This is a genomic window from Streptomyces sp. NPDC008317, from assembly GCF_042955955.1.
GTDB lineage: Bacteria > Actinomycetota > Actinomycetes > Streptomycetales > Streptomycetaceae > Actinacidiphila.
Map to the genome: position 1 here is coordinate 408,182 of NZ_JBIBFQ010000006.1, position 12,220 is coordinate 420,401.

14 protein-coding genes are annotated in these 12,220 nt (G+C 73.4%); 6 read left to right on the forward strand and 8 right to left on the reverse strand.

Annotated features, from left to right (window positions below; translation table 11 throughout):
* The first annotated feature begins 26 nt into the window (after positions 1-26).
* Together ACFY9V_RS21975 and ACFY9V_RS21980 are read left to right on the forward strand one after the other, a co-directional pair.
* The gene (locus ACFY9V_RS21975; protein WP_355337392.1) at positions 27-1,673 is read left to right on the forward strand and encodes a DNA repair helicase XPB; all 1,647 of its coding nucleotides are present in this window, start codon (positions 27-29) and stop codon (positions 1,671-1,673) included.
* A 109-nt stretch (positions 1,674-1,782) separates the two neighbouring features.
* Complete coding sequence (locus ACFY9V_RS21980) at positions 1,783-2,370, forward strand: hypothetical protein (protein WP_391162489.1); 588 nt, start codon at positions 1,783-1,785, stop codon at positions 2,368-2,370.
* Between the two features lie 76 nt (positions 2,371-2,446).
* Here the strand turns inward: ACFY9V_RS21980 and ACFY9V_RS21985 are convergent, their stop codons facing one another.
* From ACFY9V_RS21985 to ACFY9V_RS21995, 3 genes are read right to left on the reverse strand one after another with little or no spacing between them, the layout of a single operon-like run.
* Entirely contained in the window at positions 2,447-2,923 is a 477-nt protein-coding gene (locus tag ACFY9V_RS21985) for a hypothetical protein (RefSeq protein WP_391162490.1), read from the reverse strand.
* Positions 2,920-4,296 carry a glycosyltransferase 87 family protein gene (locus ACFY9V_RS21990; protein ID WP_391162492.1) on the reverse strand — a complete coding sequence of 459 codons (1,377 nt, stop codon included), beginning with the start codon at positions 4,294-4,296 and terminating at the stop codon, positions 2,920-2,922. The genes ACFY9V_RS21985 and ACFY9V_RS21990 overlap by 4 nt, the downstream gene beginning before the upstream one ends.
* 59 nt (positions 4,297-4,355) lie before the next feature.
* The gene (locus tag ACFY9V_RS21995) at positions 4,356-4,526 is read right to left on the reverse strand and encodes a hypothetical protein (RefSeq protein WP_391162493.1); all 171 of its coding nucleotides are present in this window, start codon (positions 4,524-4,526) and stop codon (positions 4,356-4,358) included.
* A gap of 392 nt (positions 4,527-4,918) precedes the next feature.
* Here ACFY9V_RS21995 and ACFY9V_RS22000 point away from each other — a divergent pair, with 392 nt between their 5' ends.
* Complete coding sequence (locus ACFY9V_RS22000) at positions 4,919-7,033, forward strand: HelD family protein (protein WP_391162494.1); 2,115 nt, start codon at positions 4,919-4,921, stop codon at positions 7,031-7,033.
* A 43-nt stretch (positions 7,034-7,076) separates the two neighbouring features.
* Here the strand turns inward: ACFY9V_RS22000 and ACFY9V_RS22005 are convergent, their stop codons facing one another.
* From ACFY9V_RS22005 to ACFY9V_RS22015, 3 genes are all read right to left on the reverse strand, one after another.
* Positions 7,077-7,481, reverse strand: coding sequence for a VOC family protein (locus tag ACFY9V_RS22005; protein ID WP_188285367.1), 405 nt, complete (start codon positions 7,479-7,481; stop codon positions 7,077-7,079).
* A 52-nt stretch (positions 7,482-7,533) separates the two neighbouring features.
* Positions 7,534-7,953, reverse strand: coding sequence for a helix-turn-helix domain-containing protein (locus ACFY9V_RS22010; RefSeq protein ID WP_391043567.1), 420 nt, complete (start codon positions 7,951-7,953; stop codon positions 7,534-7,536).
* A gap of 103 nt (positions 7,954-8,056) precedes the next feature.
* On the reverse strand, positions 8,057-8,767 hold the full coding sequence (locus ACFY9V_RS22015; protein WP_391162496.1) for a copper homeostasis protein CutC: 711 nt from the start codon (positions 8,765-8,767) through the stop codon (positions 8,057-8,059).
* A 60-nt stretch (positions 8,768-8,827) separates the two neighbouring features.
* Between ACFY9V_RS22015 and ACFY9V_RS22020 the strand changes: the two genes are divergently transcribed.
* On the forward strand, positions 8,828-9,508 hold the full coding sequence (locus ACFY9V_RS22020) for a hypothetical protein (protein ID WP_391162498.1): 681 nt from the start codon (positions 8,828-8,830) through the stop codon (positions 9,506-9,508).
* Between the two features lie 15 nt (positions 9,509-9,523).
* On the opposite strand, the gene ACFY9V_RS22025 is transcribed toward ACFY9V_RS22020, so the two are convergent.
* Together ACFY9V_RS22025 and ACFY9V_RS22030 are read right to left on the reverse strand one after the other, a co-directional pair.
* Positions 9,524-9,790 carry a DUF4031 domain-containing protein gene (locus ACFY9V_RS22025; RefSeq protein ID WP_355337366.1) on the reverse strand — a complete coding sequence of 89 codons (267 nt, stop codon included), beginning with the start codon at positions 9,788-9,790 and terminating at the stop codon, positions 9,524-9,526.
* A 25-nt stretch (positions 9,791-9,815) separates the two neighbouring features.
* Entirely contained in the window at positions 9,816-10,169 is a 354-nt protein-coding gene (locus ACFY9V_RS22030) for a hypothetical protein (RefSeq protein ID WP_391043064.1), read from the reverse strand.
* Between the two features lie 89 nt (positions 10,170-10,258).
* Here ACFY9V_RS22030 and ACFY9V_RS22035 point away from each other — a divergent pair, with 89 nt between their 5' ends.
* Together ACFY9V_RS22035 and murQ are read left to right on the forward strand one after the other, a co-directional pair.
* On the forward strand, positions 10,259-11,227 hold the full coding sequence (locus ACFY9V_RS22035; RefSeq protein ID WP_391043062.1) for an SIS domain-containing protein: 969 nt from the start codon (positions 10,259-10,261) through the stop codon (positions 11,225-11,227).
* Positions 11,228-11,267: 40 nt separating this feature from the next.
* Positions 11,268-12,212: an N-acetylmuramic acid 6-phosphate etherase gene (murQ, locus tag ACFY9V_RS22040; RefSeq protein WP_355337360.1), complete on the forward strand. Its 945-nt coding sequence runs from the start codon at positions 11,268-11,270 to the stop codon at positions 12,210-12,212.
* Positions 12,213-12,220: the final 8 nt, after the last annotated feature.

Genomic DNA, 12,220 nt, shown 5'->3' on the forward strand with positions numbered 1-12,220 from the left:
TTCGGTCCCGTCAGCGGAGGTAATGCGTGTCCTGTCTCATCGTGCAGAGCGACAAAACGCTCCTCCTGGAGGTCGATCACGAGCAGGCGGACGCCTGCCGCCGCGCCATCGCGCCCTTCGCGGAGCTGGAGCGCGCCCCCGAGCACATCCACACCTACCGGCTGACCCCGCTCGGCCTGTGGAACGCGCGGGCGGCGGGCCACGACGCCGAGCAGGTGGTGGACGCGCTGGTCGAGTACTCGCGCTATCCGGTGCCGCACGCGCTGCTGGTCGACGTGGCCGAGACGATGGACCGCTACGGGCGGCTGCGGCTGAGCAAGCACCCCACCCACGGCCTGGTGCTGACCAGCACCGACCGCCCGGTCCTCGAGGAGATCCTGCGCTCGAAGAAGATCCAGCCGCTGGTGGGCGCCCGGATCGACCCGGACACGGTGCTGGTGCACCCCTCCGAGCGCGGCCAGATCAAGCAGGTGCTGCTCAAGCTCGGCTGGCCCGCCGAGGACTTCGCCGGTTACGTGGACGGCGAGGCGCACCCGATCGAGCTGGACGAGACCGGCTGGGCGCTGCGGCCGTACCAGCGGCAGGCCGTGGAGAACTTCTGGCACGGCGGCTCCGGTGTCGTCGTGCTGCCCTGCGGCGCGGGCAAGACGCTGGTCGGCGCGGGCGCGATGGCCGAGGCCAAGGCGACCACGCTGATCCTGGTGACGAACACCGTCTCGGCGCGGCAGTGGAAGAGCGAGCTGATCAAGCGGACGTCGCTGACCGAGGAGGAGATCGGCGAGTACAGCGGCACCCGCAAGGAGATCCGGCCGGTCACCATCGCCACGTACCAGGTGCTGACGACCAAGCGGAAGGGCGTCTACGCGCACCTGGAGCTGTTCGACTCCCGCGACTGGGGCCTGATCCTCTACGACGAGGTGCACCTGCTGCCCGCGCCGGTCTTCAAGTTCACCGCCGACCTCCAGGCCCGGCGGCGGCTCGGCCTGACCGCGACGCTGGTGCGCGAGGACGGCCGCGAGTCCGACGTCTTCTCCCTCATCGGCCCGAAGCGGTTCGACGCGCCCTGGAAGGAGATCGAGGCGCAGGGCTACATCGCGCCCGCCGACTGCGTCGAGGTCCGCGTCAACCTCACCGACTCCGAGCGGCTCGCCTACGCGACCGCCGAGCCCGAGGAGAAGTACCGCTACTGCGCCACGACCGCCACCAAGCGGCGCGTCACCGAGGCCCTGGTCGCCCAGCACAAGGGGCAGCAGACCCTCGTCATCGGCCAGTACATCGACCAGCTCGACGAGTTGGGCGAGCACCTCAACGCCCCCGTCATCAAGGGCGAGACCACCAACGCCCAGCGCGAGAAGCTCTTCGGCGCCTTCCGCAACGGCGAGATCTCCGTCCTGGTCGTCTCCAAGGTCGCCAACTTCTCCATCGACCTCCCCGAGGCCACCGTCGCCATCCAGGTCTCCGGCACCTTCGGCTCCCGCCAGGAGGAGGCCCAGCGCCTCGGCCGCGTCCTGCGCCCCAAGGCCGACGGCCACGAGGCCCGCTTCTACTCCGTCGTCGCCCGCGACACCATCGACCAGGACTTCGCCGCCCACCGCCAGCGCTTCCTCGCCGAACAGGGCTACGCCTATCGCATCATCGACGCCGACGGCCTCCTGGAAGGCGAGACGGCCTAGACCGTTTCCGATCTCCTGGCCGTTTCCGATCTCCAAGGCCACGAAGGGGATCTCCGTATACGCGGGCACGGCGTCCGACGACCGGGGAGAGGGCGGTGAGCAGCGCTTCATGCCACACGGGACTGCGCTCACCGCGCTGAGGGACGCCGTCGCCGCCGGACGCGACCAGTACGAGGTGCGGCTCACCTCTCCGGGCCTGAGGAAACTCGCCGCCTACGCCTATGTGGCCGAGCAGTTCGGCTACCGGTACGCGGGCCCGGCGCCCGGCAGCCGTTCGATGAACCAGCCGCTGATGACCTTCCGGCGGAGCCCGGAGTCGGGGGATCTCGCCGCGCGGACCGCGGCCCGGTATCCCGACCCGGCCGGGGGCGGTCCACTGCCGGGGATGGTCGAGGGACGCGGGCTGCGGCCCGCGAGGTCGGCGGCGGGTGACGTGCACCTGATCCATTCGCGGATGGTCGTCGACGCGTGCCTTCGCTACGGCCGACGGGTGCTGAAGAACATCCTGGTGCTGCTCGTCGTCATAGCGGTCGTCCTCTTCTTTCCCGGATACACCGTGCGTCACGTCCTCGTCGGCGCGGGCGTATGGCTGGCTTTCTTCGCCGTGTATCTGATCGGGCTCGGCATCGCGCGGCTCAGACTCGCGCGGCATCGGAACCGCTTGGCGGCAAGCGGAGTCCGGTGGCCGCCGCCGTAGATCCAGGCGGCGGGCGGAAGTCCGCGGAGGCGACTGCGACCGCTGCCGTGCGGGCCCGGCGTCATGACGACGGGGCTCAGCCGGCGGCGGGGAGGTGGATGTAGATCAGGAGGGTGGTGACGGCGAGGAGCGGGGCGGCGAGGGAGGCGACGGCGCGGGTCGTGCGGTGGCGCAGGCGCCAGGGGAGGGCCCAGGACACGACGAGCGCGACGACGGCGAGCAGGAGGACGGCGGGGGCGACCAGGAGCATGGTGGTCAGCGCCTGGCAGCCGTTCGGCGTGCAGGAGTCCGTCGCCATCGGGGAGAACATCGCGATCAGGCCGCAGAAGGCGATGACCGGGCCGCCGAGGACGGTGGCGATCAGCGGGGCGACGTAGGCGTGGCTGTCGTGGTCCGGCGGCCTGAAGCGGGGCACGAAGGGAGGCATGACGGGGGCGGGGCCGTAGACGGGGCTCTGCCGGACCTGCGGACGGGTGCCCGCGCCGTGCTGCCACTCGTGCGGCTGCGGCGGGCCGTACGGGTCCTGCGGGACGTACGGGCGGCTGTTGGTCATGTCATCCATTCAACGGACCGGACGGCCGGGCCGGATCCGGCGTCGTACTCAGGTCGGCGTGGGCGGGTACTCAGGGCGGTGCCGGCCAGCAGGGCGAGGCCGAGCAGGGGGTAGGGGGCGGCGAGGGGCTGTTCCCACCAGGAGAAGCGCAGGTCGCGGTCGCCCTGGTGCGGCACGAGCCACATGCTGCGGCCGTAGAAGACGGCGGCGCACCCGAGGAGCACGGCGCGGCGGCCGAGCAGGACGGCGGCGCGCGGGCCGCGCGACCGTGCCGTACGGGAGCCGGGGCCGGGACCGGGCCCGCTGCCTGGGCCTGGGCCCTCTGCGGACAGGCGCGTGGCCAGGAACGCCAGGAGGGGCACGCACCAGACCCAGTGGTGGGACCAGCTCACCGGCGAGACCAGCAGCGCGGTGACGGCGGCGCAGAGCAGGCCGAGCGCGGGCCGGCCGCCGCGGTGGGCGCGAGCGGCGACGGCGAGTCCCGCGGCGGCGGTGACCAGGGCGGACGCGGCCCAGAGCAGGCCGGGGGCCGGGGTGTGCAGGACACGGGCGAGCAGACCCTGGAGGGACTGGTTGTCGACGATCCAGACCTCGCCGACCCGGTCGGTCTCGTAGAGCCGGGCGGTCCAGAAGTCCAGCGAGGCGCCGGGCAGGACGGCGAGCCCGAGCGCCGCGCTCGCGGCGAATCCGGCGGCGGCGCGGGCCGCCTCCCGGCGGCGGCCGGTGAGCGCGAGGTGCACGGCCAGCAGCGCGGGCGTGATCTTGACGCCCGCCGCGAGGCCCAGCGCGAAACCCTTGCCCCGCGCGCCCTCGGGGCGGGTGAGGTCCCACAGGACGAGGACGGCGACGGCGAGGTTGATCTGCCCGAAGACCACCGTCTGGAAGACGGGTTCGAGCCAGAGCGCGCCCGCGGTGCCGAGCAGGACGGGCGCCGCGTACCGCCGGGACCGTACGGCGTCGGCGGCGGCGGTCCCGGTGTCCGCGGCCAGCCGCAGGGAGAGGCGGACGAGGGCGGCCAGCAGGGCCAGATTGGCGGCGACGCAGGCCGCGCGGGCGGCCGACAGCGGGAGCCGGGCGACCGGGGTGAAGAGCAGGGCCGCGAAGGGCGGATACGTGGCGGGCAGCCGCCAGCGAGTGACGCGGAATCCGTACAGGTCCCGGCCGCCGAGTACGGCGGCGCCTTCGGCGCGGTAGACCTGAAGGTCGGCCATCGGGACCGGGCGGCGGAGCCACCAGGCAGCGAAGAGGGCGAGGGAGAGCGCGAGCGCGGCGAGCGCCAGCGCGGTGGTGCCGGGACAGCGGGCGCTACGGGGACGGCGAGGGTCGGCGGGACGGTCGGCGGGGCGCGCCGGGCCGAGCGCGGGAGCGGTCACCGCGGCGACAGTAGTGGACCTGCCCGCCGGTGATCGTCAACGCGGCGCGGGGCCGCCGCTCAGTGGCGCTTGCCCTCGTTGCCGAGCAGCACCACTTCGACGGCCGTGACGGCGAAGACACGGACCGCGCGCAGCGTGCTTCCCAGCAGGTGGCGGGGGTGATCGGGGCGGGCACCGAGAGCGGTGCCGCCGTGGACGGTGGGACCTGGGGCAACGGTGGTGGTGGTCATGAATCCACCGTACGAAATCAGGCATACGGCCTACGTCGGGCTCAGGGCTTAACTCGCACGCTCCGTGTCCGACTCTGGTCTGACACCGGACCCTGACCCGGGTATCAGGGTCACCCCTGAGGCCCTACGACCTGCGGCTCCCCCGGGCCCCCGGGCCCCCGATCCCCCGCGCCGCCGCGCTGCCCGAGCCCCGCCCGCGCCGCGTCCCCGCCCCGTCCGACCGCAGGTCGAACGGGGGGTGAAATTCGTTCGCGGCTCCCCGCGCGGACGCGTATGATCGCCGGTCTTGCCGCCTCCCCACGGGAGTGCCGCCGGCCGGACGGAAACCGGTCGGCTCGTCGCCTCGCCGACGACCCCTCGCGTACGCACTCGTATCAGCCGGAGGCAAAGCCGTGCCCTCGCACGTCCCGACCCAGGGCAGCAGCCCCAGCCCGCAGGACCGCACCGACCACTCCCCCGACCCGCTCGGCAGGGAACGCTCCCACCTCGCCTCGTCCCGTACCGCGCTGCGCGCCATGCGGCACGACGTGGAGTCGCTCGACATCACGGACGTGACGGGAAACTGGGTCAACGCCAAGATCCTCGCCGCCGAGATCGACGACCGCATCAAGGCGCTCTCCGACCTCGCCGACACCCCGCTCTTCTTCGGCCGCCTGGACTACCTGCACGCGCCCGGCACGGAACTGGCCGAGGGCGCGACCGGCGAGCAGTTCTACATCGGCCGCCGCCATGTGCACGACGCGGACGGCGACCCGATGGTGATCGACTGGCGCGCGCCGGTCTCGCAGCCCTTCTACCAGGCGTCGCGCCGCAAGCCGATGGACGTACGGCTGCGCCGCAGGTTCGGCTACACCGGCGGGGACCTGACCGCGTACGAGGACGAGTACCTCACCGACCCGCCGGAGGGCGCGGCGGATCCGGGGACGTCGAGCAAACTGCTCCAGAGCGAGATCGAACGGCCCCGCGTCGGCCCCATGCGCGACATCGTCGCCACCATCCAGCCCGAGCAGGACGAGATCGTCCGCGCCGACATCACCGGGAGCGTCTGCGTGCAGGGCGCGCCCGGCACCGGGAAGACCGCCGTCGGCCTGCACCGGGTCGCGTATCTGCTCTACGCGCACCGCGAGCGGCTGGCGCGGACCGGCACGCTGGTGATCGGGCCGAACCGGTCCTTCCTCCAGTACATCGAGCAAGTGCTGCCCGCGCTGGGCGAGTTGCAGGTCAAGCAGGCCACCGTGGACGACCTGGTGGCCCATGTCGAGGTGCGCGGCACCGACTCGGCGGCGGCGGCCACGGTCAAGGGCGACGCGCGGATGGCGGAGGTGCTGCGACGGGCGGTGCGGTCCGGCATCCGGATGCCCACCGAGCCGGTGATGGTGGTGCGCGGCTCGCGGCGCTGGCGGGTCCCGGCGTACGAACTGGAGGAGATCGTCAAGGAGTTGGCGGCCCGCGACATCCGGTACGGCGCCGCGCACGACGCGCTGCCGCAGCGGATCGCGCACGTCGTCCTCGTACAGATGGAGCGCTCGGGCGAGGCGCCGGACGACCGCGTGCAGGACGCGGTGGCGCGAACTCCCGCCGTGAAGGCGGCCGTCAAGGCGTGCTGGCCCGCGGTCGATCCGGCCAAGACGGTGCTGCGGCTGCTGTCGGACCCGGAGTTCCTGGCCGAGGCGGCGGACGGGGTGCTGGACGCCGAGGAGCAGCGGACGATCCTGTGGGCGAAGCCCGCGCGGGGGCTCGCGTCGGCCAAGTGGTCAGCCGCCGACGCGGTGTTGATCGACGAGGCGTACGACCTCGTGCAGCGGACGTCGTCGCTCGGGCATGTGGTGCTGGACGAGGCGCAGGACCTGTCGCCGATGCAGTACCGCGCGGTGGGGCGGCGCTGCTCGACCGGGTCCGCGACCGTGCTCGGCGACCTCGCGCAGGGCACCACGCCCTGGGCCACCGGCTCGTGGGCCGAGGCGCTGGGCCATCTCGGCAAACCGGACGCCCGCGTCGAGGAGTTGACGGCCGGTTTCCGTGTGCCGCGCGAGGTGATCGCGTACGCCACGCGGCTGCTGCCGCAGATCGCGCCGGGCCTCGCGCCCGCCACGTCCGTCCGTGAGGCGGCCGGCACGATGTCGGTACGGGCCGTCGCCGCCGGCGCGCTGGACGCGGCCGTGCTCGCGGCCTGCGACACGGCGCTCCGGCACGAGGGGTCCGTCGGCCTGATCGCCGCCGACCCGCGGATTCCCGTACTGGCCAAGGCACTTGAGGCCGCCGGAATCCAGTACGTCTCGCCCGGTGAGGAGACCTCCGCCGAGGCCCGCGTCACGCTGGTGCCCGCGTCCCTGGCCAAGGGCCTGGAGTACGACTACGTCGTGCTCGACGAGCCCGCGGACATCGTGGCCGCCGAGCCCGACGTCCGCACCGGCCTGCGACGCCTGTACGTCTGCCTCACCCGCGCCGTCTCCGGCCTCGCGGTGCTGCACACCGCGCCGCTCCCCGAGGCCCTGGCCCCGGCCTAGGCCGCGTCCGCAAGGTCTCGTCTGGCGGGCGCGCCGCTGCGCGCTACGCCTGCTCGATGCGGAAGAAGTTGCCCGCCGGATCCCGTACGGCGCCGTCCCGCACCCCCCACGGCTGGCTGGCGGGCTCCTGGAGCACCTCGGCCCCCGCCGCCCCCGCGACGGCCTCGAACGTCGCGTCGAGGTCGTCGCTGCGGAAGTGCAGCGGCCGCAGTTCCCCCTTGGCCAGCAGCGCCGCCAGCGTGTCCCCGTCCTCCTTCGACCGCCCCGCGTGCGGCTGCGACAGCACGATCTGGATCTCCGGCTGGCTCTTGGTCGTCAGCGTGATCCACCGGAAGCCGTCGTGCTCGACCTCATTGCGCACGGTGAGACCGAGGGTGTCCCGGTAGAAGACGAGGGCGGCGTCGGGGTCGTCGACGAAGACGTGCACGGCACTGATGGAAACGGTCATACGGCCGATGCTAGGGGCTGTGCGGCCGATATCGGAGGCGACGGGCGCGGGCTCACAGCGGCGAGCGCGCGGCGGCGCCGCCCGTCTTGCGGGGGCGGGTCACCAGCATGACCTGGCAGCCGGGGACGACCTCCAAGTCGCTGTGGTCGCGGGCGCGGTAGGCGCTGGGGGTCTCGCCGACGATCTGGGTGAAGCGGGCGGAGAAGGAGCCGAGGCTGGTGCAGCCGACGGCGAAGCAGGCGTCGGTGACGCTGACGTCGCCGCGCCGCAGGAGGGCGGTGGCGCGCTCGATGCGGCGGGTCATGAGGTAGGAGTACGGGGTCTCGCCGTACGCCGCGCGGAACTGGCGGCTGAAGTGGCCGGTCGACATCAGCGCGGTCCGGGCCAGGGCCGGGACGTCGAGCGGCTGGGCGTACTCGCGGTCCATACGGTCGCGGGCACGCCGAAGGAGCCGCAGCTCGTCCAGGTCCATGACGCTCATGGCTCCATTGTGGCGCGGGGGTACGACAACCGCCGGTACGCGCCCCGGCCCGGCGGGACCGTCCGGGGCGGCGCGACGGCCGTACCGCCCGACCTCAGGAGACCGGGACCGGGGTGTCCAGGGCGGCGCGCCAGCGGGCGACCGCGCGGACGTCGACCGGGGAGGCCCAGCCCGCGGGGCGCACGGCGCCGCCGACGTGGAAGCCGTCGAGCCCGGCGCCGCGCAGGTGCGGCACATGCTCCAGGAGCAGGCCGCCGCCGACGAGGAGCTGGGGTTCGTACCCCGGCTCGCCGCTGCGCGCGGCCTCGTCGCAGAGCACCGGGAGCCCGGCGGGCACGCCGTCCGCGGCGCCCGCGGTGAGGTATGTGTCGAGGCCCGGCAGCCCGGCGAGCTGGAGGCGGAGCGCGTCGCGGTCGGCGGCGCGGTCGATGGCCCGGTGGAAGGTCCAGCGGCAGCCGTCGATGACGTCGACCAGCGCGTGCACGGCGTCGAGGTCGGCGCGCCCGCCGTCGTCGAGGAAGCCGAGGACGAACTCGTCGGCGCCCTCGGACCGCAGGGACTGCGCGGCGGCGCACAGGGCGTCGAGGTCGCGCGCGTCACCGGCGCTGAATCCGTCGGACAGCCGCAGCATGACGCGCAGCGGGATGTCGACGGCCGCCCTGATCGCCCCGAAGGTGGCGCGGGAGGGGGTGAGCCCGTCCGCGGCCATGTCGGTGACCAGTTCGAGGCGGTCCGCGCCACCGTCCCGGGCCGCTACGGCATCGTCCGCGCCGAGGGCGATCACCTCGAAGATTGGTCTAGACATATGAGCAAGGGTGCCACATGCGTCACTCCCGCGCGAGACGTGTAGCGCACAATTACCGGCATGTCCTTCACGCCCGCCGCCCCTCACCCCCGCTACGACGCCCTGCTCGCCGAGTGGTGCGACCTGCTGCGCCGCTGCCAGGAGCCGACAGCGGACGACGCGCCCGCCCCCGACCCCGCGCCGTACGGCGCCGATCTGCTCGGCCGCTGGGCCGAACCGCAGCGGCGTTACCACACGCTGGACCATCTCCAGGCGGTCCTGGACCACGCCACCGAACTGACCGCGTACGCCGCCGATCCGGACGCGGTGGCCCTCGCCGCCTGGTTCCACGACGCGGTCTACCGCCCCGACCGCTCGGAGAACGAGGAGCGCAGCGCCCACCTCGCCGAACGCGCCCTGCCCGAGGCGGGCGTGGCCGCCGACCGCACCGCCGAGGTCGCCCGCCTGGTGCGTCTGACGGTCACCCACGACCCGGCCGAGGGCGACCACAACGGCGAGGTCCTCTGCGACGCCGACCTCGCCGTCCTGGCCGGCGACCCCGCCGCCTACGCGGCCTACGCCGCCGCCGTCCGCTCCGAGTACGGCTTCGTCCCCGACGACGCCTTCCGCGCCGGCCGCGCCGCCGTCCTGCGCCAACTCCTCGCCCTCCCCGACCTGTTCCGCACCCCTTACGGCAAGGACCAGTGGGAGCGCACGGCCCGCCGCAATCTGACGACGGAGCTGGAGCTGCTCACGGCCTGACGGAGCCGGACCCGCTCACGGCCTGACGTATTTGCGCCGCCGCAGGCCCGCGGCGGTCAGCAGGCGGACGATCTCCTTGCTGCCGGTCTCGACCGCGCCGAGGGCGACCGCGTCGGCGTACCGCTCGGAGGGGATGTCGTAGTGGTCGCGTTCGAAGGCGCGGGACGGGGCGCCGAGGCGGGCGGCGAAGGCGTGCAGTTCGGCGTAGGAGACGTCGCTGACCAGGTGGGACCAGTGGCGGCCGTGGCCGGGCCAGGTCGGCGGGTCGATGTAGAGGGTCATGAGGGGTCCGACTCGGTGTCGTGGGTCATACCGGGTTCACCGGGGTCAGGGCGCCGACGGGGGCGACGACGGCGCCGCGGGCCTCGCAGACCCAGTGCGGGTCGGGGCCGAGTTCGGGTTCGACGGCCAGGGCGTGCGGGTCGTCGCAGTCCGGGCACAGCGGCCAGCGCCCGTAGCGTTCGAGCAGGGCGTCCTGGACGTCCTGGGCGAGCAGCCCGGGGATGTACTCCGCGCCGTCCGGCCACTGCTCCAGCCACCAGCGGCGCTTGCTGACGGCGTCCTCGACCAGCGAGACGATATCGGCCTCCGCGACACCGCGGGCGCTGAGGTCGGACAGCACGAGAGCGCGGGCACCATGCAGCACGGTTTCACCTTCCATCCCTCCATTGTCGCAAGCCCGGCGGACGCGGACGCCGTGATCGTCGGGTGCCTTGACGTACGGCCGTCTCTGAAAATACCTTTCAGAAGGTGACCTATAGCGTGAAGGAAACTTTCTCCCCGAGCGTCCGCGCCCTCCGCGGCGTGTCCGGCGCGCCCGTCCTCCCCGTCACGCCCCCCGACCCGGGGGCCCTCGCCGCCAAGGTCCGCACCCTCGCGCCGTCGATGACCCGGTCCATGCACCGGGTCGCGGAAGCCGTCGCGGGTGATCCGGCGGGCTGTGCCCATCTGACCGTCACGGCGCTCGCGGTGCGTACCGGCACCAGCGAGGCGACCGTCGTCCGCACCGCCCGGCTGCTGGGCTACCCCGGCTACCGCGATCTGCGGCTGGCGCTGGCCGCGCTCGCCGCCCAGCAGGCCACCGGGGCGCCGCCCGCCGTCACCGCCGACATCGCCGTCGACGACCCGCTCGCCGACGTGGTCACCAAGCTGGCCATGGAGGAGCAGCAGACCCTCGCCGACACCGCCGCCCAGCTCGACATGGGCCAACTGGAGGCCGCCGTCGCCGCGTTGGCCGCCGCGCGGCGGACCGACATCTACGGGATAGCCGCGTCCGCGCTGGTCGGCCAGGACCTGGCGCAGAAGCTGCTGCGGATCGGCCTGATCGCGCACGCGCACGCCGACCCGCACCTGGCGGTCACCAACGCCGTACAGCTCAAGCCGGGCGATGTGGCGCTGGCCATCACGCACTCGGGCAGTACGCACGACGTCATCGAGCCGCTGCGGGCCGCGTTCGACCGGGGGGCGACGACCATCGCCATCACCGGCCGGGCGGACGGCGCGGTCACGCAGTACGCCGATCTGGTGCTGACCACGTCCACCTCCCGCGAGAGCGAGCTGCGGCCCGCCGCGATGTCCAGTCGTACGAGTCAGCTCCTCGTCGTCGACTGTCTGTTCATCGGCGTCGCGCAGCGCACCTACGAGACCGCGGCCCCGGCGCTGTCCGCCTCGTACGAAGCGCTCGCGCACCGGCACAGTCCCCGCTCGGGCCGCGCCTGACGGCCGGTCCGCACCACTCCACGACCCCCACAGCAGAAGGATGAACGAGCCGCATATGTCGCACTACACCGAGCTGCGCCGCGAGCTGGAGACCCTCACCACCGAGGCGTTCCGGCCCGAGCTCGCCGAGATCGACCGGATGCCCACCCTGGAGATCGCGCGGACCATGAACGGTGAGGACGCCACCGTTCCGGCCGCGGTCGCCGGGCAGTTGCCCGTGATCGCCGCCGCCATCGACGGGATCGCCGCCCGGATGGAACGCGGCGGACGGCTGATCTACGCGGGCGCCGGTACGGCGGGCAGGCTCGGCGTGCTCGACGCGAGCGAGTGCCCGCCGACCTTCAACACCACGCCGGGACGCGAGGTGCTCGGACTGATCGCGGGCGGCCCGTCCGCGATGATCACCTCCATCGAGGGCGCGGAGGACAGCAAGGAGCTGGCCGCCGCCGACCTCGCCGCGCTCGGACTGACCCCGGCCGACAGCGTCGTCGGCGTCTCCGCCTCCGGGCGCACTCCCTACGCGGTCGGCGCGGTGGAGTACGCGCGCGCCACGGGGGCGCTCACCGTGGGCCTGTCCTGCAACGCGGACTCGCCGCTCGCGGCGGCGGCCGACCACGGCATCGAGGTCGTCGTCGGGCCCGAACTGATCGCCGGTTCCACCCGGTTGAAGTCCGGCACCGCGCAGAAGCTCGTGCTCAACATGCTCTCGACCATCACGATGATCCGGCTCGGCAAGACCTACGGGAACCTCATGGTCGACGTGCGGGCCTCCAACGAAAAGCTGCGGGCGCGCTCGCGGCGGATCGTCGCGCTGGCCACCGGCGCGGACGAGGAGGCGATCGAGGACGCGCTGACCGCCACCGACGGCGAGGTCAAGCACGCCATCTTGACGCTGCTCGCCCATGTGGACGCGGCCACGGCGGCCCGGCTGCTGACGGAGTCGGGCGGCCACCTGCGGCAGGCACTGGAGGCCGCGCCGAAGTAGCCGCGCGG